This window comes from Knoellia sp. B-D-2 (assembly GCF_057714695.1).
Genome location: NZ_CM173189.1, coordinates 3,203,712 through 3,228,864 on the forward strand (window position 1 = coordinate 3,203,712; position 25,153 = coordinate 3,228,864).

The window sequence follows — 25,153 nt, forward strand, 5'->3', positions numbered from 1 at the left end:
CGGCCGCATGGGCGAGGTCGGTGAGGGGACGCAGCTGGCGCTGATCCAGCCGGCGGCCCGCACCCGACCCACGCGGCGCGAGGGCGTGGCCGTCGCCGAGACCGACCCGGTGGCCTCGGTCCTCGTCGACACCGGCCTGGCCCACCTCGACCGCCCGTTCGAGTACCTCGTGCCCGCCGACGCCACCGCGGAGGTCGTCGCGGGTGCGCGCGTCAAGGTGCGCTTCGCCGGGCAGGACCTCGACGGGTTCGTCGTCGCGCGGGCCGCCTTCGCCGACCACGACGGGCACCTCGCGACGATCCGCCGCGTCGTGTCGCCCGAGCCCGTCCTCACGCCCGCGGTCCTCGCCCTCGCGCGGGCCGTCGCCGAGCGCTACGGCGGAGCCGTCGGTGACGTGCTCCGGCTCGCCGTGCCGCCCCGGCACGCGGCCGCCGAGAAGGCGCTGCCGGCCGAGGCCGCGGAGGCCGACGACGTCCCGGCCCACGCGTCGCCGGCCTGGGGGAGGTATGCCGGCGGGCCCGCCTTCCTCGCCCGCCTCACCTCGGGTGGGGACCCCGCCGCGTCGCTGCTCGCCGCGCCGTCGGTCGACCCCGCCACGGACTGGCCGCGCCTGCTCGCCGACGCCGCAGCCGCGGCGCTCGCCGGCGGACGTGGCGCCGTGCTCGTCGTCCCCGACGGGCGCGACGTCGCCCGGGTCGAGGAGGCCCTCACCGAGCGCCTCGGCAAGGGCCACCACGTGCGCCTCACGGCCGACCAGGGACCGCAGGCGCGCTACACGGCATACCTCAAGGTCCTGCGCGGTCACGTGCGCGTCGTCGTGGGGACCCGCGCAGCCGCCTTCGCGCCGGTGCACGACCTCGGGCTCGTCGCGTGGTGGGACGACGGCGACGACCTGCACGACGAGCCGCGTTCGCCCTACCCGACGGTGCGGGAGGTGGCCCGGTTGCGGGCCGGCCTCGAGGGCGCGGCGCTGCTCGGTGCCGGCTTCACCCGGACCACCGCCGTCGCCCAGTGGGCCGCGGAGGGCGTCGTCGTCCCGCTCGAGGTGGAGCGGCCGGTGCTGCGCAAGGTCGTCGCCCGGGTCCGCGTCGCGGGTGAGGGGTCCGACCTCGCCCGGGACCCGGCGGCAGCGCGGGCCCACCTCCCCTCGGCCGCGTGGCAGGTCGCCAAGGAGGCGCTGACCCGCGGGCCCGTGCTCGTCCAGGTCCCGCGCCGCGGCTACCTCCCGTCGCTGTCGTGCCAGGACTGCCGGCGCCCGGCCCGGTGCCGGGTCTGCGCCGGACCGCTCGGGCTGCGCGGCCCCGGTCAGCCCCCGACGTGTCGCTGGTGCGGCGCCGTGGAGACCCGCTTCGAGTGCTCCCACTGCGGCTCGCCGCGGCTGCGCTCCTCCGTCGTCGGGGCCCGGCGCACGGCCGAGGAGCTCGGCCGGGCCTTCCCCGGGGTGCCGCTGGCCACCTCGGGCTCCGGTGCCGTCGTCGACCGGATCGACGCCCGACCCCGGCTCGTCATCTCGACGCCCGGGGCCGAGCCGGTCGCCGAGGGCGGGTACGCCGCGTGCCTCCTCCTCGACGCCTGGGCGCTGCTCGACCGCCCGTCGCTCGACGCCGCCGAGGAGTCGCTGCGCCGGTGGATGGGTGCGGTGGGGCTCACGCGGGGAGCCGCCGACGGGGGAGTGGCCGTCCTCGCCGGGACGCCGACGCACACGACCGTGCCGGCCCTCGAGGCCCTCGTCCGCTGGGACCCGGCCTGGTTCGCCGAGCGCGAGCTCGTCGAGCGGGTCGAGCTCGGCCTGCCTCCCGCGGCCCGCGTCGCGACGTTGACCGGGGCACGTGCGGCGCTCCAGTCGGCGGTGTCCGAGATGCGGCTGGGGGTGTCGGTGCGGGTCCTCGGCCCGCTGCCGCTCGACGTCGAGACCGAGCGGATGGTCCTCACCGCGCCACTGGCCGACGGTCCGGCCCTGGCCGCCGAGGTGGCCGCCATGCGCGCCCGCCGGTCGGCCCGCAAGGAGACCCAGCAGGTGACGGCCCGCCTCGACCCGCGCGACCCCGCGCGCTGACGCCCGGTGACCCCCGCCGACGCCCGCGACCAGGACGGTTCGCGAACCGCGCCGGCGCTCGTCAACCGGTTCGATCCGGTTCGCGACGCACCACACGGTTCGCGAACCGGATCGGGCGGGCTCCTACACTGGCGCCCGTGACGAACCAGGACCGGTGCACCCGATGAGGCTGGTCTTTGCCGGCACCCCCGAGACCGCCGTCCCCGCGCTCGAGGCCCTCATCGCCTCCGAGCACGACGTCGTCGCGGTCCTCACCCGACCGGACGCCCGCGCCGGGCGGGGTCGCACCCTGCACCCGTCCCCGGTCAAGGCGCTCGCGCTGGAGCGGGGCATCGAGGTCCTCACCCCCGCGTCGCCCCGCGACCCGGACTTCCAGGCCCGGCTGCGCGAGATCGCGCCCGACGCCTGCCCCGTGGTCGCCTACGGCGCCCTGCTGCCGCCCGAGGTCCTCGACATCCCGACCCACGGCTGGGTCAACCTGCACTTCTCGGTCCTCCCGGCCTGGCGGGGGGCGGCGCCCGTGCAGCGCGCGATCATGGCCGGCGACGAGACGACCGGGGCGACGACCTTCGTCATCGAGCAGGGCCTCGACACCGGTCCGGTCCTCGGTCTCATGACCGAGACGATCCGCCCCGACGACACCTCCGGCAGCCTCCTCGACCGGCTCGCCCACGCCGGCGCCGGGCTGCTCGTCGCGACGATGGACGGGCTCGCCAGCGGTGACCTCACCCCGCTGCCGCAGCCGGCCGAGGGCGTCTCGCACGCCGCGAAGCTCACGACCGCCGACGCCGAGATCCCCTGGGGCGTCCCGGCGTATGCCGTCAGCCGTCACGTCCGCGGGTGCACGCCCGCACCCGGGGCGTGGACGACGTTCCGCGGCGAACGGCTCGGGGTCGAGCCGGTCGCCCTCGCGGGGCCTGCGGACCCCGCCGGTCCCGACGGGTCGCCGGACCTCGCGCCCGGGGAGCTGCACGCGACGAAGCAGGCCGTCCACGTGGGGACGGCGTCCGGGGTCGTCACGCTGGGCCGGGTCCGCCCGCCCGGCAAGAAGCCGATGGCGGCCGCCGACTGGGCCCGAGGGGTCCGGATCACCGGCGGTGAGGTCCTCGGCCTCGCCACTACGCTGACCTGATGCCCGCACCCGACCGACCCCGCCCGGACCGCCGACCGAACGGCGGCCCCCGGGGCAGCCAACGGTCGCGGCAGAAGCCGAGCGAGCGGTCCAAGCACGCGGAACCGGCGCGGCTGACGGCATACACGCTCCTGCGCGCCGTCGACGAGGGCGCCTACGCCAACCTCGAGCTCCCCGCCATCATCCGGCGGCACCGCCTCGACTCGCGCGACGCGGCGTTCGCCACCGAGCTCGCGTTCGGCACGCTGCGGATGCAGGGTTTCTACGACGCCGTCGTCGAGCGCGCGGCCGACCGCCCCACCGCGAAGATCGACAGCGGGGTGCTCGACGTCCTGCGGCTCGGCGCCCACCAGCTCCTCGGGATGCGGGTGCCGTCCCACGCGGCGGCCGACCAGACCGTGGGGCTCGCGCGCACCGTGAGCGGCGCGGGGGCCAGCGGCTTTGTCAACGCCGTGATGCGCCGGATCAGCGAGCGGACGCGTGAGGAGTGGGTCGTCGAGGTGGTGCCCACCGACGGGTCCACCGCGGCGCTCGCCATCGAGTACTCGCACCCGGAGTGGGTGGTCAGCGCCCTGCGCGGCGCCCTCGTCGGGCACGGCCGGGCGACCGGCGCGACGGTAGACGCGGAGCTGCGCGAGCTCCTCGAGAGCGACAACACCCCGGCCAAGGTGAGCCTCGTCGCGCGTCCCGGCCTCGCGACGGTCGACGAGCTCGTGCGGGCCGGTGCCACCGCCAGCCCCACGTCGCCGTTCGGCGCAGTCCTCGAGGGCGGTGACCCCGGCGCGATCCGGGCCGTGCGCGAGCGACGGGCGGCCGTCCAGGACGAGGGGTCCCAGCTGCTGGCCGTCGCCCTCGCCTCGGCCCCGGTCGGCCCCGACGTCCCGAACCGCTGGCTCGACCTCTGCGCCGGACCGGGGGGCAAGGCCGGCGTGCTCGGCGCGCTCGCGCTCGACGCCGGCGCCGACCTCGTCGCGGTCGAGATCAGCGAGCACCGGGCCGACCTCGTCCGCGGCACCCTCGAGCCGCTCATCGCCCGCGCCGCCCACGCGGGCCGGCGGGTGGAGGTGCGCACCACGGACGGCCGCGCGGTCGGGGAGGCCGAGCCCGCGGCATACGGCAAGGTCCTCGTCGACGCCCCGTGCACCGGACTCGGTGCGCTCCGCCGCCGCCCCGAGGCGCGCTGGCGCCGCCAGCCCGGTGACCTCGCCCAGCTCGGACCGCTCCAGCGCGACCTGCTGCGCAGCGCCCTCGACGCCGTCGCGCCCGGCGGGCTCGTCGGCTACGCGACGTGCAGCCCGCACCCGGCGGAGACGACCTTCGTCGTCCGCGACGTGCTCAAGAAGCGCGACGACGTCGAGGTCGTCGATGCGCGGGACCTCTTCCGGGACGCCTCGGGCGAGGTGCTGCACGACCTCGGCGACGGGCCCGCCGTCCAGCTGTGGCCGCACGTCCACGGCACCGACGCGATGTACTTCACCCTGCTGCGCAAGACGTCCTGACCCCGCACCACCCCCGCTTGCGTCTGCGCGGATGGTGAGGTTCTCGACCATCGACGCAGACGCTGCACCCGGGGGTGGGGGGCGGGGCGGTCGCGTCGCTAGGGTGAGCGCCGTGCAGATCTCACCGTCGATCCTCTCCGCCGACTTCGCCGACCTCCGCTCCGAGCTCGACGCGATCTCGAACGCCGACTGGGCCCACGTCGACGTCATGGACAACCACTTCGTCCCCAACCTCACGCTGGGGCTCCCCGTCGTCGAGGCGCTGCTCAAGGTCTCGCCGATCCCGATCGACTGCCACCTCATGATCGAGGACCCCGACCGGTGGGCCCCGGCGTACGCGGAGGCCGGCGCCCAGTCGGTGACGTTCCACGCCGAGGCCGCCCGTGACCCCCGGACCCTCGCACGCACGCTGCGTGCCGCCGGGGCGCGGGCCGGCATGGCGATCAAGCCGGGCACCCCGTGGGCGCCCTGGGCCGAGCTGCTGCCGGAGCTCGACATGGTGCTCGTCATGACGGTCGAGCCCGGGTTCGGTGGGCAGTCGTTCATGGCCGACCAGATGCCCAAGGTCGCCGAGGTGCGCGCCGCCGTCGACAAGCACGGCGGCCAGGTCTGGATCCAGGTCGACGGTGGGGTGTCGGCCTCGACGATCGAGCAGTGCGCCGAGGCGGGCGCCGACGTCTTCGTCGCCGGGTCGGCGGTCTACGGGGCCGAGTCCGCCGCAGCCGCCGTCGACGAGCTACGCGCGCTCGCCGCCAAGCACCGCCACTGAGCGTGGCCACCGACGACGTCACCTCCCTCGCGGCCGGCGAGGTCCTGCGCGGCCGAGACGTGCTCGGGCAGGAGCTGGCCGGGCTGAGCTGGGAGAGCGCCGCGGTCGTCGACTCGGTCTTCGAGGACTGCACCTTCACGGGCTGCAACCTGTCGATGACGCGTCTCACCGACACCCGCTTCGTCGACTGCGCCTTCGTCGGCTGCAAGATGCTCGCCGTCAACTGGACCGTGACGGGGGCCGGGTCGATGCTGGCCCAGCCGCTGCGCTTCGAGCGGTGCCGCCTCGACGGGTCAACCTTCGCCGGGCTCGACCTCACCGGCTTCACCTTTGCGGACTGCGTCCTCACCGACGTCGACTTCAGCGAGGCCGACCTGCGTCGGGCCGTCCTCACCGGGTCGGAGCTGTCCGGCGCGAGGTTCGCGGCGAGCGACCTGCGCGACGCGGACCTGCGCGGCACCCGCGGCCTCGCGCTCGACCCGCGCGAGAACCGCCTCAAGGGCGCGCGCCTCGACCTCGACGCGACCCCCGGCCTGCTGGCCCCGTTCGGCGTCACCATCACCTGATACCCCCGGCCTCGTGTGCCTGAGCGCGAGCCAGGACCCGCGCTGAGGCACACGAGGCGGCGGGGGCGTGGGGGACGTCACGATGGACACCGATTCGCGCGCGGGTGCGGCTGCGGCATACTGAGAGACGACGTGCTCCGGGGTCGGTGCAATTCCGAACCGGCGGTGACAGTCCGCGACCCGACCGCAGCCAGCGGCCGGTTGACTGGGTGGAACTCCCAGACCGACGGTGAGAGTCCGGATGGTAGGCAGCACGCGACAGCGGGACCCTTCGGGGTCGCGCCGTCCGACGTCACCTTCCGTGGCGGCGGCGGTGCCCGCCCGCACGCACGTCCCCCGGAGCTCGACCCACAGGTCTCGAGCACGAGGGCAGGACGATGCAGCAGCCGAGCACGACCGACGCACAGTGGATGCTGCGCGCCCTCGAGCTCGCCGCGAACGGCCCCGAGGCCGACCCCAACCCGCGCGTCGGGTGCGTCATCGTCTCCCCGGACGGCACGCTCGTCGCCGAGGGATGGCACCGCGGCGCCGGCACCCCGCACGCGGAGGCCGCCGCACTGGCCGCGGCCGGCGAGCGGGTCGACGGCTGCACCGCCCACGTCACCCTCGAGCCGTGCCACCACACCGGCCGCACCGAGCCGTGCTCGCGCGCGCTCGCTGCCGCCGGCATCACCCGCGTCGTGTATGCCGTCCCCGACCCGAACGCGTCGGCCGCCGGGGGTGCGCGGTGGCTGGCGGAGCAGGGCGTCGCCACCGAGGTCGGTGTCCTCCAGCAGGAGGCGGAGGCGCTCAACCGCACCTGGCTGCACCTCAAGAGGACCGGCCGCCCGTGGGTCACGTGGAAGCTCGCGACGACCCTCGACGGCCGCAGCGCCGCCGCCGACGGCACCAGCCAGTGGATCACCGGCCCGGAGGCCCGCGCCGACGTGCACGAGCAACGGGCCGGGTGCGGGGCGATCCTCATCGGCACCGGCACCGCGCTCAACGACAACCCCCGGCTGACCGTCCGCCTCCCCGACGGCTCGCTGCACGAGCGCCAGCCGCTGCGCGTCGTCATGGGCCAGCGTGACCTCCCGACCGACGCACGGCTGTTCGACGATTCCGCCGAGACGCTGCACCTGCGCACCCGCAACCCGCGGGAGGTGCTCACCGCGCTCGCCGGCCGCGAGATCCACCACGTCTGGCTCGAGGGCGGCCCGACCGTCGCCGCCGCGTTCATGGCCGACGGCCTCGTCGACGAGATCGTCGCCTACGTCGCGCCCGTCCTCCTCGGGCGCGGACGGCCGTCGGTCAGCGACCTCGGCATCACGACCATGGCCGACGCCCTCCGGCTCGAACCCACCGACACCCGCGTCGTCGGCCACGACATCCGCATCACCGCCACCCTCCAGGAGACCCTCTGATGTTCACCGGCATCGTCGAAGAGCTCGGGCTAGTCCGCGACGTGACACCGGGCGAGGCGTCGGCCCGCCTGACCCTCACCGGTCCGCTCGTGACGAGCGACGCCGTCCACGGGGCCTCGATCTCCGTCAACGGCGTCTGCCTCACCGTCGTCGAGCACGACACCGACGCGGGGTGGTTCACCGTCGACGTCATGGCCGAGACGCTGTCCCGGAGCAGCCTCGGTGCACTGAGCCCCGGCGACCCGGTCAACCTCGAGCGCGCGATGGCCGCCTCCAGCCGCTTCGGCGGCCACATCGTCCAGGGGCACGTCGACGGCACCGCGACGGTGCTCGAACGCCTCCCCGGCGACCGCTGGGAGGTCGTGACCTTCACGCTGCCCGCCACCCTCGCCCGCTACGTCGTCGAGAAGGGCTCGATCACCGTCGACGGCGTCAGCCTCACCGTCTCGGCCGTGACCGACACGACGTTCAGCGTCTCCCTCATCCCCACCACCCTCGATCTCACGACACTCGGGTCGCGGGCGGTCGGTGACGCCGTCAACCTCGAGGTCGACGTGCTCGCGAAGTACGTCGAGCGGCTCCTCACCACCCGCCCCCCCACGGAGGTCATCGCATGAACTGGCTCGAGCGTCTCTTCGAGGCCCAGCTGACCATCGGCTCGTCGCACATCCTGTGGCGCGAGGTCGTCGGCAACGTCTTCGGGTTCGCCTCGGCGATCGGTGGGATGCGTCGCCGCATCTGGGCGTGGCCGGTCGGCATCATCGGCAACCTCCTGCTCTTCACCGTCTTCTTCGGGGTCGCCTTCGCCAACCCCCAGCAGCAGACCCTCTACGGGCAGGCCGGGCGCCAGGTCTTCTTCATCCTCACCAGCGTCTACGGCTGGTGGCGGTGGCAGGAGCACCGCAAGGCGCGCGGCGCCGACGCCCCCGCCATCACGCCCCGCTGGGCGAGCGTGCGCGAGCGCGCGGGCTACGTCGGGGTCTGGGTCGGCGGTGTCCTCATCGGCCAGTGGGTGTTCGCGACGATCGGCGCGGCCTGGCCCGCGCCGCGCTGGTACTTCTGGTGCGACGCGTGGATCTTCGTCGGGTCGATGCTCGCGACGTACGCCATGGCCCGCGGCTGGAACGACTTCTGGCTCATGTGGATCGCCGTCGACCTCGTCGGCGTCCCGCTGCTGTGGCACTCGAAGTTCTACCCGTCCGCCGTCCTGTATGCCGTGTACGGCGCCCTGGTGCTCTACGGCTTCACCGTGTGGCTCAAGGCCTCCCGCGAGGAGCGCGACCCCGACCGCGAGCTGACCGAGGCGATGTCATGAGCGCCCTCTCGAGCATCGAAGAGGCCCTCGTCGCACTGCGCGCCGGGCGGCCGGTCCTCGTCACCGACGACGAGGACCGTGAGAACGAGGGCGACGTCGTGCTCGCCGCGGAGACGCTCACCGACGCGTGGATGGCGTGGACCATCCGGCACTCGTCGGGCTACGTCTGCGCGCCGATGACGGACGCGCGGGCCGACCGGCTCGACCTCCCGCTCATGGTGCGGGACAACGCGGACCGGTTGCGGACGGCATACACCGTCACCGTCGACGCGGCGCAGGGCGTGACGACGGGCATCAGCGCGGCCGACCGTGCCCTCACCGTGCGCCTCCTCGCCGACCCGGCGGCCGGCACCGGCGACTTCGTGCGCCCCGGCCACGTCGTGCCGCTGCGGGCCCGCGAGGGCGGCGTGCTCGTGCGGCCCGGTCACACCGAGGCCGCCGTCGACCTCTGCCGGCTGGCCGGCCTGGCCCCGGTCGGCGCCATCGCCGAGCTGACCCACGACGACGGCACGATGATGCGGCTCCCGGCGGTCCTCGACCTCGGCGCGGAGCACGACCTGCCGGTCATCACCATCGAGCAGCTCGTGAGCCACCGCCAGCGGCACGACCGCGTGACCCGCCACGCGACGACCACCCTGCCGACCGAGGACGGGACGTTCACCGCCCACGCCTACCGTGACGCCCTCACCGGGGACGAGCACCTCGCCCTCGTCAGCCCGCGCGGCCTGGGGACCGGGCCGGTGCTCACGCGCCTGCACAGCGAGTGCCTCACCGGCGACGTGTTCGGCTCGGCCCGGTGCGACTGCGGCCCCCAGCTGCGTCGCGCCCGGGCCCGCGTGGCCCGCGAGGGTGGCGTCGTCGTCTACGTGCGGGGTCACGAGGGCCGTGGCGTCGGTCTCGCCGACAAGATCGCCGCGTATGCCGTCCAGGACGGTGGGGCCGACACGGTCGCGGCCCAGGTCGAGCTGGGGCTGCCCGTCGACGCCCGCGACTACGCCGCGGCGACCGCGATCCTGCACGACCTCGGGGTCGGCACGGTCCGGCTCCTCACCAACAACCCGGACAAGGTGGACGCCGTCCGCGGCGCCGGCATCGAGGTCGCCACGGTCGAGCGGCTCCAGGTCGCCCCGGTGGCGACGAACGCGGCCTACCTGCGCACCAAGCGCGACCGCCTCGGTCACGACCTCGTCCTCGACACCCACGACGCCACGGAGGCGACCGCATGAAGGCAGGAGCACCCCTGGTGGAGACCGACGGCGCCGGCCTCCGGGTCGCCATCGTCGCGGCGAGCTGGCACAAGGCGGTGATGGACGGTCTCGTCGACGGCGCCGTCGCGGCGCTCGCCGAGGTGGGCCTCACCGACGTCCCGGTCGTCCGGGTGCCCGGCACCGTCGAGCTCTCGGTCGCGTGCGCGCGGCTGGCGCCCACCCACGACGCGCTCGTCGCGCTCGGCGTCGTCATCCGCGGTGGCACGCCGCACTTCGACTACGTCTGCTCGGGCGTGACGCACGGGCTCACCGACGTCAGCACCCGCACCGGCGTCCCCATCGGCTTCGGCGTCCTGACCTGCGACACGGCCGAGCAGGCGCTGGCCCGGGCCGGCCTGCCGGGGTCGAGCGAGGACAAGGGCGCCGAGGCGGCGATGGCCGCCGTCGCCACGGCCGTGACGTTGCGCGAGCTCGCCCCTCGTACGATTGACGCGTGAAGACCTTCGACACCCTGTTCGCCGAGCTGACCGACAAGGCCGCGACGCGTCCCGAGGGCTCCGGCACCGTCGCGCAGCTCGACGCCGGCGTGCACGCCATCGGCAAGAAGATCGTCGAGGAGGCCGCGGAGGTCTGGATGGCCGCCGAGCACGAGAGCGACGAGCGCGCCGCCGAGGAGATCTCGCAGCTGCTCTACCACCTGCAGGTCCTCATGGTCGCCAAGGGCCTGACCCTCGACGACGTCTACACCCACCTCTGAGACCGAGACACACCATGCTGCGAATTGCCGTGCCCAACAAGGGCTCCCTCTCCGACGCCGCCGCCGAGATGCTGCGCGAGTCGGGCTACCGGATCCGCCGCGACGCCAAGGAGCTCGTCGTCACCGACGAGGCCAACGGCGTCGAGCTGTTCTACCTGCGCCCGCGCGACATCGCCGTCTACGTCGGCTCCGGCACCGTCGACTGCGGCATCACCGGTCGTGACCTCCTGCTCGACTCCGGCAGCGCCGCGTCCGAGGTCATGGCGCTCGGCTTCGGCCAGTCGACCTTCCGGTATGCCGGCCGCCCCGGTTCCGTCGCCGCCCTCGCCGACATCGCCGGTCGCCGCGTCGCCACGAGCTACCAGGGACTCGTCGAGAAGCACCTCGCCGAGCACGGGGTCCAGGCCGAGGTCGTCCGCCTCGACGGTGCCGTGGAGACGGCGATCACCCTCGGCGTGGCCGACGTCATCGCCGACGTCGTCGAGACCGGCGGGACCCTGCGCAGCCAGGGGCTCGAGGTCTTCGGTGACCCGATCCTGCGCAGCGAGGCGGTCCTCATCCGCCGCGAGGGCAGCGACCAGGTCGCCGCCATCGAGGTGCTCCGTCGTCGGCTGCTCGGTGTCGTCACCGCCCGCCACTACGTCATGCTCGACTACGACGTCCCGGCCGCGCTCGTCGACGAGGCGTGCGCCATCACGCCCGGACTGGAGTCGCCCACGGTCTCGAGCCTGCAGAACCCCGAGTGGAAGGCCGTGCGCGCCATGGTCCCGCGCTCGGGCACCAACCAGGTGATGGACCGCCTCTACGAGATGGGCGCCCGCGCCATCCTCGTCACCGACATCGCCGCGTGCCGGTTGTGACCCAGCCGGTGTCGTCCGAGCCGTTCCGGTCCCGGCGCGGCCGGCTGATGGCGATCGTCATGGCGGTCGTCTCGCTCGTGCTCTTCGTCGTCCTCGCGCTCCTCGTCTCCGGGGTCGCCGAGGGCGGCTGGGTCGTGGCCGACCGGGTCATGATGGTCGTCATCGGGGTCGCGCTCGCGGGTGCCCTGTGGCAGTGGGCGAGCATCAGCGCCGTCCCGGACGAGTCGGGCCTCACCGTGCGCAACCTCGTCGGGCGCCGCCACGTCGCCTGGGACGAGATCCGGGACGTGACCTTCGACGAGGGTGACCCGTGGGCCACCCTCCACCTGCGTGACACCGAGACCGTGGCCGTCATGGCCATCCAGCGGGCCGACGGCGCCTCGTCACGCGGCGAGGCACAGCGACTCGCCGAGCTCATCGCCGCCTCCCGCCGCGCCTGACCGCACCTGACCGCTCCTGACCGCGCCGAGACCCGGCTCCCGAGCCGTCCGTCGCGTCGCGAGCCGGATCGATGCGGCTCGCGACGCCACACCCGGCTCCCGAGCCCGTCAGCGGCTCCCGCGGTGTCCCGAACGGGGGAATTGGCGAGTTGGGGACGGGTCAGCGGACGGGGGCGCGGGCCGGGTGGAGCAGGAGGGCCGCACCGATCTGCACGAGCATGAGCACCGCGAGCACGAGCCAGATCGCCGAGTACCCGCCGGACAGGTCGCGGACCGCACCCATCGTCGTCGGCCCCAGCGAGGCGACGGTGTAGGAGAAGAGGAACGCCATCGCGGTGAACTGGGCGGCGGCGGCCGGTGACACGGCGTACCGGACGAGCAGGACCATCCCGATCGCGAACGAGGCGCCCTGGGCGGTCCCGAGCAGGACCGCCCACAGCCACGGTGCCGCGTCGGGCGCGGCCCACACGCCGGTCTGGCCGGCGAGGCCGCACACCCCGGCCCCGACGAGCGGGATGCGCCAGTCGCCGACCCGGTCGGTGATCGAGGGTCCGACGAGCCCGGACACGAACTGGGCGCCGGTGAAGACCGAGAGCAGCAAGCCGGCGTCGCGCGCGTCCCAGCCGTGGTCGACGTAGGTCGGGGAGAACCAGGCGAGGGTCGAGTAGAACTGCCACGACTGCACCGCGAGGAACGCGGCGACGAGCCACGCGGTCCTGCTGCGCCACGGCAGCCCGTGGGCGAGGTCGGCCGGATGCTGGTCGTGGTCCCCGCCGCGGTGCACGGCCCGGTCGACGGGCAGCCACAGGAGCACCCCGCCCACGGCGACGAGCCCCCAGAACCCGAGCGCGAGCGGCCACCCGCCGGCAGCATCGGCGAGGGGGACGGACACGGCCGCGGCGACGGCGGCGCCGCCCATCATCGCGAGCATCTGCAGGCCGGTGGCGAGGCCGGCGCGCCCGGCCGGGAAGAAGCCCTTGACGAGCCCCGGCAGCAGCGTCCCGGCGAGCGCGATCCCCGCGCCGGCGCACAGGGTCCCGAGGTAGAGCGCGGCGACCTCGTCCGAGAAGGCCCGGGTGAGGTTGCCGGCGGCGACGGCGACCATCGCGATGGAGATGCTGCGCGCGGCGCCGATGCGCAGCCCGACGCGGGCCGCGGCGGGGGCGAGCAGCCCCATGCAGAGCACCGGGAGGGTCGTGAGCACGCCCAGCCAGACCGAGCTCAGCCCGAGGTCCTCGCGGATGCGGGGGAGGAGCGGCGGGAGCGCGGTCATGAGCGTCCGCAGGCTCAACGAGACGGCGACGACACCGAGGACGACGAGCCCCAGCGACGGACCACCGGCCGGCGCCGCCGACACCGCCGCCGGTGGCACGCGCACCGGCCCGGCCGACAATGACGATGCCGACACCGGCACAAGCACCGGCACCGGCACCGGCACCGACATGGCGGCGTCCGCCGACGAACCCGTGTCGATCCAGACGTCGGCGTCGCGGGCCGAGTGCGCCGCGCGGGAAGCGAGGACGTCGGGGGAGGCGGGGGCGTCGGGGGAAGTGGCCCACAGCCGGCGCTCCTGATCGGCCCACTCGTCCCAGTGCGCGGCGAACACCGCGCCGTCGCGGGCGATCGCCCGGCTGCGGCGTTCCTCCGCCGGTGCGTCCACCCAGACGGTGGCGCTCGCCCGGTCGCCGGCGATCGCGAACGCCCCGACCCCCTCGAGGACGACGAGCACCGGTGCGTCGACGGGCACGTCCGGGCCGCGGGTGTCGCGGTCCCAGTCCCACGTCGGGTGGCTCGGCGCCGACCCGCCCCGCCACGCCTCGATGAGAGAGCCCTGCGTCAGGGCGACGGTGCTCGCCAGTCCGGTCCACCCCTGGTGCATGTCGTCGACGTGGAGGAGCCCGGCTCCCAGGTCGCGGGCGAGCCCGGCGGCGAGGGTCGTCTTGCCGGAGCCGCTGGGTCCGTCGACGGCGACGACCGCCACGGGACCGCACCGGGGGCCGCGCTCGTCGACGAGGCTCCTCACCCGGTCCACCAGGTCCTGGGGCAGCACCGTCTCCACGACGGCAACCCTAGGGTGAGGGCGACACCGGGACGTGGGTGGTCGCCTCCTCGACGGTCAGGCCGGTGAGCACGAGCAGGTCGACGACCATGGAGCGGACCTGCCCGCGGATGACCTCGCCCGAGAGGCCGGCGTGGGGGTCGGGCAGGACGCTGCGCTGTCCCAGCCGCTCGAGCCCGGCCCGCGCGGTGAGCGGCTGCTGCCGCTCGTGCAGCTGCCGGGCGATGTCGTCGCACGAGCGCGAGAGGTCCTCGACGAGGTCGACGTAGGCCGGCGGCACGACCTCGTCGCGCCGCACCCCGGTGGCGGCCCGGCGCACGAGCACCCGCAGGTTGCGGATCGCGCGGTCGAGCGGCTCGAGCAGGTCGGCGACCGCCTGGACCCCGGGCAGGTGACGGCGGCGGAACGGTGAGAGCCGGACGACGGCGACGCCCTCGGCCGAGAGCGAGCGGAGGTCGGCGAGCATCGACTCCGAGGCCCGGGCCCGGGCCAGGGTGCGCCGGGCGAGCTCCTCGTCCTCGGTCCTCAGGGCCGTCACGGTGTCGGCGAGGATGCCCCCGATCTCCTGCACCACGAGCGCGGCGCGCTGCCGCGGCCGCTGCAGCCCGGTCGCCGGGACGAGGACGCTGATGACGAGGGCGACCCCGCCCCCGATGACGGCGTCGAGCCACCGGGTGAAGGCCTGCCCGGGTGCGGCCACGAGGGTCGTGATGATGGCGGACTGCACGCCCGCCTGGATGGTGATGAGCAGGCCGGCGCCGAACAGCGACGCGATCGTCATCGCGAGCACGACGACGACGAGCAGCTGGAGGATCCCGGTCCCGAAGACGTGGGCGAACAGGTCGCCGATGAGGACCCCGATGGCGACACCGACCATGACGTCGGCGGCGCGCCGGACCCGCTGGCCGTAGGACATGCCCAGCGTGATGATCGCGGTCACCGGCGCGAAGAAGGGCAGCGTGTGGTCGAAGACGTCGTTCGCGAGCCACCACGCCAGCGCCGCCCCGACGCCGCACTGGACGATGAAGGCCATCCGGGCCGCGACCCTCGTGGTGCGGTCCCGCGCCTCGGAGCGCGACCGCGCGGCGACGCGGGCGGGCAGGTCGCTGGCGGACGGCATACCCGGCATCATCCCCTGCCGGATAGCCTGCCCGCGTGAGTGTCGCCATCCGTGTCATCCCCTGCCTCGACGTCGACGCCGGGCGGGTGGTCAAGGGCGTGAACTTCGAGAACCTCCGCGACGCCGGGGATCCCGTCGAGCTCGCCCGCAGCTACGGCGAGCAGGGCGCCGACGAGCTCACCTTCCTCGACGTCACGGCGAGCAGCGGGGACCGGGCGACGACCTACGACGTCGTGCGCCGCACGGCCGAGCAGGTCTTCATCCCGCTCACCGTCGGCGGGGGAGTGCGCACCGTCGACGACGTCGACCGCCTGCTGCGCAGCGGCGCCGACAAGGTCGGTGTCAACACGGCCGCCATCGCGCGGCCCGAGCTCATCACGGAGACCGCGGACCGCTTCGGGTCGCAGGTGCTCGTCCTGTCGGCCGACGTGCGGCGGCGTCCGGGCGACGACGGCAGGCCCACCGACGACGTCGAGGTGACCACCCACGGCGGGCGGACCGGCACGGGGCTCGACGCGGTGGAGTGGTGCGTCCGCGCGGCCGGGCTCGGCGCCGGCGAGATCCTGCTCAACTCGATGGACGCCGACGGCACCAGGGCCGGCTTCGACCTCGACCTCATCGCCCGGGTGCGCCGCGAGGTCACGGTCCCCGTCATCGCCAGCGGCGGTGCCGGCGCGGTGGAGCACTTCGCACCCGCCGTGCGGGCCGGTGCCGACGCCGTGCTCGCGGCCAGTGTCTTCCACTTCGGCGACCTGACGATCGGCCAGGTCAAGGACGCGCTGCGGGCCGAGGGCCTCCCCGTCCGCTAGCTCAGAGCAGGTGGGTCACAAACAGCCCGACGACGACCGCCGCGAGGGCGACGTAGACGCCGGTGATGATGACCCGTCCCTGCCGGTGCCGCTCGACCCTCGTCCCGTCGAGCACCTCGTCGGTGCGGATCCAGGACAGGATCGGCAGCACGACGACGAGCAGCACGCCGAGCCCGGCCGCGCCGCCGATGCCCCAGCTGCCGAAGAACGTCCACACCCCGGTGATCGCCCCCACGCCGTCGTCCCACCAGTAGTGGAAGCCGCCGTTGGCGTCGCTCGCGGCGCGGACCGTCCGCCCGGCGGCGGGCAGGGCGCTCAGGCCGCCGACGACGAGAGCGCTCGCCAGCGCCGCCGGCAGCGGGGCGCTGACGCAGGCGAGGAACAGCCGGGTGGGCAGCGGCATCACCGTGTCCCGCCAGAAGAGCTCGAGGCAGGCCCACGCGGCCACGACCGACGGGGCCGCGATCGGGACGAGCAGTCCCGGGCCGTTCCCCCCGGCGTCGCCCATCGACTGCCAGGTGGTGACGGCGCTCGCGACGGCGAGCACGGCGGTGAGGACGAGGAGCCACGGCGAGAACTCGTCGCGGATCGCCGTGAGGACGTGGGGCCCGAGGGGGACGCCGTCACGAGAGGCCGAAGCGGGCGGCCCCGAAGCGTGCGACCGCCTCCTCGGGGCCGGTCACCTCGACGTCCGCGACCCCACGACGTCCGTATGCCGTGAGCAGGAGTTCGAGCGGGGCTCCCGTCACCGTCACGATGGACTCCCCGCTGCTCACGGTCAGCGCGTCTCGACCGGGGGCGCTGAGCAGCACCCCGTCGGGCACCCGCCGGAAGAGGAGCCGGCCCATCCGGGTGAGCAGCGACCAGGATGCGGCCTCGAGGTGGGCCGAGGGCACCCGGCGCGGGCCCGGGACGCCGTCACCGCGGAGCACGTCCTCGTGGTGGACGACCATCTCGGCGAGGTTCGCCGCGTTGTCGATCGCGGGCAGGCGGGCCGGGTGCCACGCGGGCGGCCCCGAGCGCACGGCCTCGACGAGGTCCGGCCACGGCTGGGCGGCGATCCGCGCCTGCTCGCGCTCGGTCCGCTCCCTGAGGAAGGGGAGCCAGATGCCCGACGAGAGGTCGGGACGACCCTCGCGGACGACGAGGTGCGCCGCGAGGTCGCGGGTCGTCCACGGCGTGCACAGCGTCGGTGCGTCCGGACCCACCGCCTCGAAGGTGTCGCAGAGCGCGAGGCGCTCCTGGCGGGCGAGGGCTGGGGAGGTGTCCGACATGGGCCCATCCTCGCCTCTGCCCTGCCGCGCGGCACAATGGCGTCCGTGCCCGACCTCGACCCCACCGTCTCCCGCCGACTCCGTTTCGACGACGCCGGCCTCGTCGCCGCTGTCGTCCAGCAGCACGACAGCCACGAGGTCCTCATGCTCGGCTGGATGGACGCCGAGGCGGTCCGTCGGACGCTGACCGAGGGCCGGGTGACCTTCTGGTCCCGCAGCCGCCAGGAGTACTGGCGCAAGGGCGACACCTCCGGCCACGCGCAGTACGTGCGGTCGGTGGCCGTCGACTGCGACGGTGACGCGTTGCTCGTGCAGGTCCACCAGGTCGGTGCGGCCTGCCACACGGGCGACCGCACCTGTTTCGACGCCGGTGTCCTCGACGTCGTCGTGGGGGACGTGCCCGCGTGAGCGCCCAGCCGGAGCCCCAGCCCCAGCCCTCGCCCGACCTCGCCTTCGGTGCCACGTGGCCCTCGCTGGACCTCTTCTCGGTGCTCGCCGAGGACCGCCGGGTCGTCCCCGTCGTCCGACGGCTCATGGCCGACGCCGAGACCCCGGTCGGGCTCTACCGCAAGCTCGCCCGCAACCGGCCCGGGACCTTCCTCCTCGAGTCGGCCGAGCACGGAGGGGTCTGGTCGCGCTACTCGATCATCGGCGCCGCGAGCCGCGCCACCCTCACCGAGGAGGACGGCGAGGTGCACTGGATCGGCCAGCCCCCCGTCGGCGTGCCCACCGGCGGGCTGGCCACCGAGGCGCTGCGCGACACCGTCGCCGCGCTCGCGACCGACCCGATCCCGGGTCTGCCGCCCCTCACCGGCGGCATGGTCGGGATGATCTCGTACGACGCCGTGCGCCGCTGGGAGAAGGTCCCCTCGACCACCCCCGACGTCCTCCACCTCCCCGAGGTCGCGATGATGCTCGCCACCGACCTCGCCGTCCTCGACCACTCCGACGGCTCCGTGCTGCTCATCGCCAACGCGCTCAACTACGACGCCACCGACGACCGGGTCGAGCAGGCCTGGTCCGACGCCGTCGCCCGCCTCGACACCATGACCCGCGACCTGGCCGCCCCCGCCGAGAGCACCGTTGCGGTCGTCGACGCCGACGTCGTGGACGACGCGCTCCGCACCGTCACCGCCAACCTCAGCCGCGACGACTACGAGGCCATGGTCGAGAGCGCCAAGGAGGACATCCGCGCCGGCGAGGTGTTCCAGGTCGTGCTGTCGCAGCGCTTCTCGATGCCGTGCCCGGCCGACGCGCTCGACGTCTACCGGGCGCTGCGGGCGGGCAACCCCAGCCCGTACATGTACCTCTTCAGGTTCACGCGACCGGACGGGACGGCATACGACGTCGTCGGCAGCTCCCCGGAGGCGCTCGTCAAGGTGACGGGCAGCCAGGCCATCACCCACCCCATCGCCGGGTCGCGGCCGCGCGGGAAGTCCCCCGAGGACGACGTCCGGCTGGCCGAGGACCTCCTCGCCGACCCGAAGGAGCGCTCCGAGCACGTCATGCTCGTCGACCTCGGTCGCAACGACCTCGGCCGGGTGTGCCGGCCCGGGACCGTCGACGTCGTCGAGTTCATGGACGTCCGCCGCTACAGCCACGTCATGCACCTCGAGTCGACGGTCGTCGGGGAGATCCGCGACGGTGTCCGCGCCTACGACGTCCTCGTGTCCACGTTCCCCGCCGGCACGCTGTCCGGGGCGCCCAAGCCGCGGGCCCTCTCGCTCATCGAGGGCTACGAGCCGTCGCGCCGCGGCGTCTACGGCGGCGTCGTCGGCTACCTCGACTTCCACGGCGACCTCGACATGGCGATCGCCATCCGCACCGCCCTCATCGACGGCGGCACCGCCCACGTGCAGGCGGGCGCCGGGATCGTCGCCGACTCCGTGCCGCGCAACGAGCACGACGAGTGCGTCGCCAAGGCGACCGCGGTGCTGCGGGCCGTGGCGACCGCCTCCGCCCTGAGGGCGGCGACGTGAGCGTGCTCCGTCGCCGCGGCGTCCTCGTCCTGCTCGTCGTGCTCGGCGCCCTCGTCGTCGTCGTGACCGCCTCCCGCACCTGGCTCACCGGGTCCGTCGACGACGCCGTCCTCGGCCAGTCGTCGGTGTCGGCCACGGGGGCCGAGGCCGCCGCGGGAGTGGTCGCCCTCGCCCTCGTCGTGGTCGCCGGTGCCGTCGCGTCGGCGGCGGCCGGCCCACGCGCGCGGGTGGCGGCCCTCGTCCTCACCACCCTCGCGGCCGTCGCCGGGATCGCCAGCGTGGCCAGGGTGCTGCTCGACCCGGACTCCGTCCTCGGGCCCATCGCAGCGCAGGCCGCCGGGCGCACCGGGTCGCTCGAGACGAGCTCGCACGTGAGCGGGTGGCCGTGGGTCGCGATCCTCGGGTTCGCCCTCGCCGCGCTGGCGCTGGTCGGCCTCGCGACGGCCCGGCGGGCCGCTCGTGGCCTCTCGCCCCGCTACGACGCGCCCGGGCGCCCACCGCAGAGCGACTGGGACCAGCTGAGCGCCGGGGAGGACCCCACCGATGTGGGTCCGGCCGCGCAGACCTGACACAATGGCGCCGCAACCACATCGTTCCCGGGAGGCACCCCCATGGCTGAGCACGACGACGACGGACACGGCAACAGCGTTGCCGCCTGGGTGATGGTCGGGGTCCTCCTCGTCGCCTCCGCCGTGATGTCGCTGGCCGTGGTGGTCCCGAGCGTCCCGCTGTTCATCGGCGGCGTGGTCCTGGCCGTCGTGGGTCTCGTCGCCGGCAAGGTGCTGGCCCTCGCGGGGTACGGCGTCGACGGCGCCATCTCGCGCAGCGACACCAACATCTCCTGAGCCGCGCCATGACCACGGTGCTCGACTCCATCGTCGCCGGGGTCCGTGAGGACCTCGCGGTGCGCGTCGAGCAGGTCAGCCTGTCCGACCTCGCCCGCCGCGTCGACGACCTGCCCGCCCCCCTCGACGCGGAGCAGCGGCTGCGCGCCGACGGCCTCTCGCTCATCGCCGAGGTGAAGCGGGCCAGCCCCAGCAAGGGGGCGCTCGCCGACATCACCGACCCGGCGGCCCTCGCCCGCACCTACGCCGACGCCGGGGCCACGGCGATCAGCGTGCTCACCGAGCAGCGCCGCTTCCACGGCAGCCTCGACGACCTCGACGCCGTCCGCGCCGCCGTCTCCGTGCCCGTCCTGCGCAAGGACTTCATGGTGACCGACTACCAGCTCTGGGAGGCGCGGGCCCACGGCGCCGACCTCATCCTCCTCATCGTCGCCTCCCTCAGCGACGTCGAGCTGGTGCGCCTGCACGCCCTCGCCCGTGAGCTCGGCATGACGGCGCTCGTCGAGGTCCACGACGAGGGCGAGACCCAGCGCGCCGTCGACGCCGGCGCCACCGTCATCGGCGTCAACGCCCGCAACCTCAAGACCCTCGAGGTCCACCCCGACACGTTCTCGCGGCTCGCGCCGCTCATCCCGTCCGGGGTGGTGACGGTGGCCGAGTCCGGCGTCGCCGGCGCGGACGACGCCGCCGCGTATGCCGCCCAGGGCGCCGACGCCGTCCTCGTCGGCGAGGCGCTCGTGCGCGGCAGCGACCCCGCCGCCGTCGTGCGTGACATCGTCCGCGCCGGCTCCACCGGCTCCACCGCGACGTTCGGCCCCTCGTGAGCGCCGGTCGGTTCGGCCAGTTCGGCGGGCGCTACGTCCCCGAGGCGCTCATCCCCGCCCTCGAGCAGCTCGACGAGGCCCGGCTCTCGGCGATGCAGGACCCGGACTTCCTCGCGGAGCTGGAGCACCTCCACCGCACCTACACCGGCCGGCCGAGCATCATCACCGAGGTGCCCCGCTTCGCCGCCCACGCCGGCGACGCCCGGGTCATCCTCAAGCGCGAGGACCTCAACCACACGGGCTCGCACAAGATCAACAACGTCATCGCCCAGGCGCTGCTCACCAAGCGCATGGGCAAGACCCGGGTCATCGCCGAGACCGGGGCCGGCCAGCACGGCGTCGCCACCGCGACCGCGGCCGCCCTCATGGGGCTCGAGTGCCGTGTCTACATGGGCAAGGTCGACACCGAGCGCCAGGCGCTCAACGTCGCCCGGATGCGCATGCTCGGCGCCGAGGTCGTCCCCGTCGAGCACGGCAGCGCCACCCTCAAGGACGCCATCAACGAGGCCCTGCGCGACTGGGTCACCAACGTCGAGCACACCCACTACCTCATCGGCACCGTCACCGGCCCGCACCCGTTCCCCGAGATGGTGCGCGACTTCCACCGGATCATCGGCGTCGAGGCGCGCGAGCAGGTGCTCGAGCTGACCGGACGGCTCCCCGACGCCGTCGTCGCCTGCGTCGGCGGGGGCAGCAACGCCATGGGGATCTTCCACCGCTTCATCGAGGACGAGGGGGTTCGCCTCGTCGGCGTCGAGGCCGGTGGCGAGGGGCTCGACGGCCGGCACGCGGCCCGTTTCGCGACCGCCGTCCCCGGTGTCCTGCACGGCGCGATGAGCTACCTCATGCAGGACGAGGACGGCCAGACCGTCGAGTCGCACTCGGTGTCCGCCGGGCTGGACTACCCCAGCGTGGGACCGGAGCACTCGCACCTGCGTGACAGCGGCCGTGCCGAGTACGTCTACGCCACCGACACCGAGGCCATGGAGGCCTTCGCCCTGCTCTGCCGCACCGAGGGGATCATCCCGGCCATCGAGTCGGCGCACGCCCTGGCCGGGGCGATGGTGCTCGGTCGCGAGCTCGGCCCCGAGGCCACGATCCTCGTCAACCTCTCCGGGCGCGGCGACAAGGACATGCACACGGCTGCTGAGTGGTTTGGCCTCGTCGACGATGGCCCGGAGGCAACGAGCGAGGTGGTGCCGTCGGGTGAGTCCGACGACCCGGGGGCCGCCGGCGACGGGCGGACCCAGCTGTGAGCGTCGACCTCGGCGTCTCCGACGTCCTCGCCCGATGCCGCGCCGAGGGACGCGCGGCCCTCATCGGCTACCTCCCGGTCGGGTTCCCCGACGTCGAGGGCTCCATCCGCGCCATGGTCGCCCTCGTCGAGTCGGGCGTCGACATCGTCGAGGTCGGCCTGCCGTACTCCGACCCGCTCATGGACGGCCCCGTCATCCAGCACGCCGTCGAGGCGGCCCTCGCCGGCGGTGCGCACGTCGTCGACGGCTTCCGCGCGACCCGCGCCATCCGTGACGCGGGCGCCCCCGCGCTCGTCATGAGCTACTGGAACCTCATCCTCCGCCGTGGGGTCGACCGGTATGCCGCCGAGCTCGCCGCCGCGGGCGGCGCGGGCCTCATCACTCCCGACCTCATCCCCGACGAGGCGGCCGAGTGGATCGCCGCGAGCGAGCGCGAGGGCCTCGACCGGGTCTTCCTCGTCGCGCCCAGCTCGACGCCGGAGCGGCTCGCGCGCGTCACCGAGGCCACCCGCGGCTTCGTCTACGCGGCGTCCACCATGGGGGTCACGGGCGAGCGCACCACCGTCGGATCCGCGGCCAGGGACCTCGTCGAGCGCACCCGGGCGGTGACCGACCTCCCCGTCTGCGTCGGGCTCGGCGTCTCGAACGGTGACCAGGCCGCCGAGCTCGCCCAGTACGCCGACGGCGTCATCGTCGGCACGGCCTTCGTGCGCACCCTCAGTGGCGACGGGGAACTCGGGGCACGCCTCGACGCGTTGCGTGAGCTGAGCACGGACCTGGCCAGGGGAGTGCGGGAAGGAGCACGGTGAGCACGGGTGTCGCGGACGGCCTGGGGCTGTTCGCCCGGCTGGTCCTGGGCGGGGTGTTCCTCGTCGCCGGCGCTCTCAAGGTCACGACGCCCGAGGCGATGGCCAAGGCCACGCAGGCCTACCAGCTCCTGCCGCACGACCTCGCGGCCTGGGTGGGCTACGCGCTCCCCATGGTCGAGATCATCCTCGGGCTGCTGCTCGTGCTCGGCCTCTTCACCCGGGTCGCGGCCGTCATCACGTCGCTGCTCGTCGTCGCCTTCATCGTCGGCATCGCCCAGGCCTGGGCGCGCGGACTGACCATCGACTGCGGCTGCTTCGGCGGCGGCGGCACGGTCAGCGCAGCCGAGACGAACTACCTGCAGCGCATCATCGAGGACGTCGGCCTGCTTGCCTGCGGCCTGTGGCTGTCCTGGCGTCCCGACGCGCACCTCTCCCTCGACCGGGCGATGTTCCGCCCGGCCACCACCTGACCGACCGCCCCACCCAAGGAGCACGACGAGCATGGCGAAGAAGCCCACGGCGGCCACGAGCGCCCGACAGGCCAAGATCGACGCGGCCCGCAGGAAGAGCGGCGGTGGCGCCAACAGGATCGTCGTGGGCGCCGTCGTCGCCGTGCTCGCGATCGTCGCGGTCGTGGCGGGCGTGGTCCTCACCGAGTCGAACAAGCAGAAGCGGGTGGGGACGAGCACGGCGGTCCCGGCGAACGCAGGCGCCATGGGGCAGGGCTTCGTGGCCAACAAGGACGTCCGGCTCGTCGCCGGGGCTCCGACCCTCGAGATCTACGAGGACTTCCAGTGCCCGGCCTGCGCCGACTTCGAGCGGGCGATGGGCCCGACCGTCAAGGGCCTCGCCGACGACGGCAAGGTCAGGCTCGTCTACCACCTCAAGACCTTCCTCGACGCGAACCTCCGGACGACCCACTCGCTCGTCATGGGCAACGCCGCGATGTGCGCCGCCGACGCCGGGAAGTTCCAGGCGTTCCACGACGCCGTCTACGCCAACATGCCGGCTCAGGAGGGGCAGGGCTGGACCGCGGCGCAGACCGAGCGCTTCGCCGAGGAGGCCGGAATCACGGGGGAGGCCAAGGCCGCGTGGGGCACCTGCGTGGACGAGCGGACCTACGCGACGTACGTCGAGTCGACCGAGGAGTCGTCGAGCAAGGCCGGGGTGAACGCCACCCCGACCATCAAGCTCGACGGCACCACCCTCGACCTCAACGCGGTCCGTGACTCGGCCGGCCTCGTGGCCGCGGTCGAAGCAGCCACGAAGTGATTCCCGCCGACATCCCCAGCCCCACCGCAGGCGTCCTCCACCTCGGCCCGCTGCCGATCCGCGGCTACGCCCTGTGCATCCTCCTGGGCATCGTCGTCGCCATCTGGCTGACCGACCGCCGGCTCCGCACGCGCGGAGGTGAGCCGGGGCAGGTGCTCGACGTCGCGGCATACGCCGTCGTCGCCGGCATCATCGGTGGCCGGCTCTACCACGTCATCACGACGCCCGACCCGTACTGGGGCGAGGACGGCAACCCGGTCGACGCGCTCAAGGTGTGGGAGGGCGGGCTCGGCATCTGGGGCGCGATCGCCCTGGGAGCGCTCGGCGCCTGGTACGGCTGCCGCAAGGCCGGCGTCGGCTTCCTCGACTTTGCCGACGCGGCGGCCCCCGGCGTCGCGATCGCCCAGGGCATCGGGCGCTGGGGCAACTGGTTCAACAACGAGCTCTATGGCGGCCCGACCGACCTCCCGTGGGGCCTGGTCATCCACCGCTGGGACAACGGCGCAGGCCGCGCGGTGACCGACGCGAGCGGCGACCCGGTCGTCCTCGGGACCTTCCACCCGACGTTCCTCTACGAGTTCATCTGGGTGTTCCTCCTGGCCGGCGCCCTCCTGCTCATCGACCGCAGACGCGACCTCGCCCGCGGGCAGCTCTTCGGTCTCTACATCGCCGGCTACCCGATCGGGCGGGTCATCATCGAGCGGATGCGCACCGACGAGGCCGAGCTCATCCTCGGCCAGCGGCTCAACGTGTGGACGAGCATCATCGTCTTCCTCATCGGTGTGGCGATCGTCGTCCACACCGGCCGGAGGGCCCGGCGGAGCACCCCCCAACCGTCCACGATGTGAGATTGGCCCGCTCGCAGTGCAAGACGGTTGTGGGTTAGCATCCCTCTCACGTG

Annotated in this window: 28 protein-coding genes and 1 riboswitch; of the genes, 24 read left to right on the plus strand and 4 right to left on the minus strand. The window is 74.2% G+C overall.

Features of this window, described 5'->3' with window-relative positions; genetic code table 11:
* Positions 1–7 precede the first annotated feature (7 nt).
* The 13 genes from AC3EU2_RS15190 (at position 8) to AC3EU2_RS15250 (ending at position 12,005) form a co-directional block, all read left to right on the plus strand.
* On the plus strand, positions 8–2,056 hold the full coding sequence (locus AC3EU2_RS15190) for a primosomal protein N' family DNA-binding protein (protein ID WP_488177121.1): 2,049 nt from the start codon (positions 8–10) through the stop codon (positions 2,054–2,056).
* 163 nt (positions 2,057–2,219) lie between these two features.
* On the plus strand, positions 2,220–3,188 hold the full coding sequence (gene fmt, locus AC3EU2_RS15195) for a methionyl-tRNA formyltransferase (RefSeq protein WP_488177122.1): 969 nt from the start codon (positions 2,220–2,222) through the stop codon (positions 3,186–3,188).
* Positions 3,188–4,687 carry an RsmB/NOP family class I SAM-dependent RNA methyltransferase gene (locus AC3EU2_RS15200; RefSeq protein ID WP_488177123.1) on the plus strand — a complete coding sequence of 500 codons (1,500 nt, stop codon included), beginning with the start codon at positions 3,188–3,190 and terminating at the stop codon, positions 4,685–4,687. The genes fmt and AC3EU2_RS15200 overlap by 1 nt, the downstream gene beginning before the upstream one ends.
* A 112-nt stretch (positions 4,688–4,799) precedes the next feature.
* A complete protein-coding gene (gene rpe, locus AC3EU2_RS15205; RefSeq protein ID WP_488177124.1) occupies positions 4,800–5,456 on the plus strand; it encodes a ribulose-phosphate 3-epimerase in 657 nt (218 codons plus the stop codon).
* A 2-nt stretch (positions 5,457–5,458) separates the two neighbouring features.
* Positions 5,459–6,022, plus strand: a complete 564-nt coding sequence (locus tag AC3EU2_RS15210) for a pentapeptide repeat-containing protein (protein WP_488177125.1) — start codon at positions 5,459–5,461, stop codon at positions 6,020–6,022.
* Between the two features lie 129 nt (positions 6,023–6,151).
* A riboswitch (FMN riboswitch) is annotated at positions 6,152–6,280 on the plus strand.
* A 119-nt stretch (positions 6,281–6,399) separates the two neighbouring features.
* Complete coding sequence (ribD, locus tag AC3EU2_RS15215; RefSeq protein ID WP_488177126.1) at positions 6,400–7,425, plus strand: bifunctional diaminohydroxyphosphoribosylaminopyrimidine deaminase/5-amino-6-(5-phosphoribosylamino)uracil reductase RibD; 1,026 nt, start codon at positions 6,400–6,402, stop codon at positions 7,423–7,425.
* Positions 7,425–8,042, plus strand: coding sequence for a riboflavin synthase (locus AC3EU2_RS15220; protein WP_488177127.1), 618 nt, complete (start codon positions 7,425–7,427; stop codon positions 8,040–8,042). The genes ribD and AC3EU2_RS15220 overlap by 1 nt, the downstream gene beginning before the upstream one ends.
* Positions 8,039–8,740 (plus strand): nicotinamide riboside transporter PnuC, encoded by a 702-nt coding sequence (gene pnuC, locus AC3EU2_RS15225; RefSeq protein WP_488177128.1) that lies wholly within the window; start codon positions 8,039–8,041, stop codon positions 8,738–8,740. The genes AC3EU2_RS15220 and pnuC overlap by 4 nt, the downstream gene beginning before the upstream one ends.
* Positions 8,737–9,966 carry a 3,4-dihydroxy-2-butanone-4-phosphate synthase gene (gene ribB, locus AC3EU2_RS15230; RefSeq protein WP_488177129.1) on the plus strand — a complete coding sequence of 410 codons (1,230 nt, stop codon included), beginning with the start codon at positions 8,737–8,739 and terminating at the stop codon, positions 9,964–9,966. Before pnuC ends, ribB begins: the two co-directional genes overlap by 4 nt.
* Positions 9,963–10,445 carry a 6,7-dimethyl-8-ribityllumazine synthase gene (gene ribH, locus AC3EU2_RS15235; RefSeq protein WP_488177130.1) on the plus strand — a complete coding sequence of 161 codons (483 nt, stop codon included), beginning with the start codon at positions 9,963–9,965 and terminating at the stop codon, positions 10,443–10,445. Before ribB ends, ribH begins: the two co-directional genes overlap by 4 nt.
* Positions 10,442–10,705: a phosphoribosyl-ATP diphosphatase gene (locus AC3EU2_RS15240; RefSeq protein WP_488177131.1), complete on the plus strand. Its 264-nt coding sequence runs from the start codon at positions 10,442–10,444 to the stop codon at positions 10,703–10,705. The genes ribH and AC3EU2_RS15240 overlap by 4 nt, the downstream gene beginning before the upstream one ends.
* Before the next feature lie 14 nt (positions 10,706–10,719).
* Entirely contained in the window at positions 10,720–11,565 is an 846-nt protein-coding gene (hisG, locus tag AC3EU2_RS15245; RefSeq protein ID WP_488177132.1) for an ATP phosphoribosyltransferase, read from the plus strand.
* Positions 11,553–12,005, plus strand: coding sequence for a PH domain-containing protein (locus AC3EU2_RS15250; protein WP_488177133.1), 453 nt, complete (start codon positions 11,553–11,555; stop codon positions 12,003–12,005). The genes hisG and AC3EU2_RS15250 overlap by 13 nt, the downstream gene beginning before the upstream one ends.
* A gap of 160 nt (positions 12,006–12,165) precedes the next feature.
* Here the strand turns inward: AC3EU2_RS15250 and AC3EU2_RS15255 are convergent, their stop codons facing one another.
* Both AC3EU2_RS15255 and AC3EU2_RS15260 read right to left on the minus strand, forming a co-directional pair.
* The gene (locus tag AC3EU2_RS15255) at positions 12,166–14,064 is read right to left on the minus strand and encodes an MFS transporter (protein ID WP_488177134.1); all 1,899 of its coding nucleotides are present in this window, start codon (positions 14,062–14,064) and stop codon (positions 12,166–12,168) included.
* A gap of 10 nt (positions 14,065–14,074) precedes the next feature.
* A complete protein-coding gene (locus tag AC3EU2_RS15260) occupies positions 14,075–15,184 on the minus strand; it encodes an FUSC family protein (protein ID WP_488177135.1) in 1,110 nt (369 codons plus the stop codon).
* A 35-nt stretch (positions 15,185–15,219) separates the two neighbouring features.
* Here AC3EU2_RS15260 and hisF point away from each other — a divergent pair, with 35 nt between their 5' ends.
* Positions 15,220–15,993: an imidazole glycerol phosphate synthase subunit HisF gene (hisF, locus tag AC3EU2_RS15265; RefSeq protein WP_488177136.1), complete on the plus strand. Its 774-nt coding sequence runs from the start codon at positions 15,220–15,222 to the stop codon at positions 15,991–15,993.
* Position 15,994: 1 nt separating this feature from the next.
* Here hisF and AC3EU2_RS15270 read toward each other — a convergent pair whose 3' ends face one another.
* Both AC3EU2_RS15270 and AC3EU2_RS15275 read right to left on the minus strand, forming a co-directional pair.
* Positions 15,995–16,540: a hypothetical protein gene (locus tag AC3EU2_RS15270; RefSeq protein ID WP_488177137.1), complete on the minus strand. Its 546-nt coding sequence runs from the start codon at positions 16,538–16,540 to the stop codon at positions 15,995–15,997.
* Between the two features lie 76 nt (positions 16,541–16,616).
* Positions 16,617–17,267, minus strand: coding sequence for a TIGR03085 family metal-binding protein (locus AC3EU2_RS15275; protein WP_488177138.1), 651 nt, complete (start codon positions 17,265–17,267; stop codon positions 16,617–16,619).
* A gap of 36 nt (positions 17,268–17,303) precedes the next feature.
* Between AC3EU2_RS15275 and hisI the strand changes: the two genes are divergently transcribed.
* From hisI to lgt, 10 genes are read left to right on the plus strand one after another with little or no spacing between them, the layout of a single operon-like run.
* Positions 17,304–17,675: a phosphoribosyl-AMP cyclohydrolase gene (hisI, locus tag AC3EU2_RS15280; RefSeq protein WP_488177139.1), complete on the plus strand. Its 372-nt coding sequence runs from the start codon at positions 17,304–17,306 to the stop codon at positions 17,673–17,675.
* The gene (locus AC3EU2_RS15285) at positions 17,672–19,246 is read left to right on the plus strand and encodes an anthranilate synthase component I (protein WP_488177140.1); all 1,575 of its coding nucleotides are present in this window, start codon (positions 17,672–17,674) and stop codon (positions 19,244–19,246) included. Before hisI ends, AC3EU2_RS15285 begins: the two co-directional genes overlap by 4 nt.
* Positions 19,243–19,815 carry a Trp biosynthesis-associated membrane protein gene (locus tag AC3EU2_RS15290; RefSeq protein WP_488177141.1) on the plus strand — a complete coding sequence of 191 codons (573 nt, stop codon included), beginning with the start codon at positions 19,243–19,245 and terminating at the stop codon, positions 19,813–19,815. The genes AC3EU2_RS15285 and AC3EU2_RS15290 overlap by 4 nt, the downstream gene beginning before the upstream one ends.
* A 42-nt stretch (positions 19,816–19,857) precedes the next feature.
* On the plus strand, positions 19,858–20,091 hold the full coding sequence (locus AC3EU2_RS15295; RefSeq protein WP_488177142.1) for an HGxxPAAW family protein: 234 nt from the start codon (positions 19,858–19,860) through the stop codon (positions 20,089–20,091).
* 8 nt (positions 20,092–20,099) lie between these two features.
* Positions 20,100–20,915: an indole-3-glycerol phosphate synthase TrpC gene (trpC, locus tag AC3EU2_RS15300; protein WP_488177143.1), complete on the plus strand. Its 816-nt coding sequence runs from the start codon at positions 20,100–20,102 to the stop codon at positions 20,913–20,915.
* The gene (gene trpB / locus AC3EU2_RS15305) at positions 20,912–22,171 is read left to right on the plus strand and encodes a tryptophan synthase subunit beta (RefSeq protein ID WP_488177144.1); all 1,260 of its coding nucleotides are present in this window, start codon (positions 20,912–20,914) and stop codon (positions 22,169–22,171) included. The genes trpC and trpB overlap by 4 nt, the downstream gene beginning before the upstream one ends.
* A complete protein-coding gene (trpA, locus tag AC3EU2_RS15310) occupies positions 22,168–22,980 on the plus strand; it encodes a tryptophan synthase subunit alpha (RefSeq protein WP_488177145.1) in 813 nt (270 codons plus the stop codon). The genes trpB and trpA overlap by 4 nt, the downstream gene beginning before the upstream one ends.
* The gene (locus tag AC3EU2_RS15315; protein ID WP_488177146.1) at positions 22,977–23,450 is read left to right on the plus strand and encodes a MauE/DoxX family redox-associated membrane protein; all 474 of its coding nucleotides are present in this window, start codon (positions 22,977–22,979) and stop codon (positions 23,448–23,450) included. The genes trpA and AC3EU2_RS15315 overlap by 4 nt, the downstream gene beginning before the upstream one ends.
* A 31-nt stretch (positions 23,451–23,481) precedes the next feature.
* Positions 23,482–24,252, plus strand: coding sequence for a DsbA family protein (locus AC3EU2_RS15320; RefSeq protein WP_488177147.1), 771 nt, complete (start codon positions 23,482–23,484; stop codon positions 24,250–24,252).
* Positions 24,249–25,100: a prolipoprotein diacylglyceryl transferase gene (lgt, locus tag AC3EU2_RS15325; RefSeq protein ID WP_488177148.1), complete on the plus strand. Its 852-nt coding sequence runs from the start codon at positions 24,249–24,251 to the stop codon at positions 25,098–25,100. Before AC3EU2_RS15320 ends, lgt begins: the two co-directional genes overlap by 4 nt.
* Positions 25,101–25,153 lie beyond the last annotated feature (53 nt).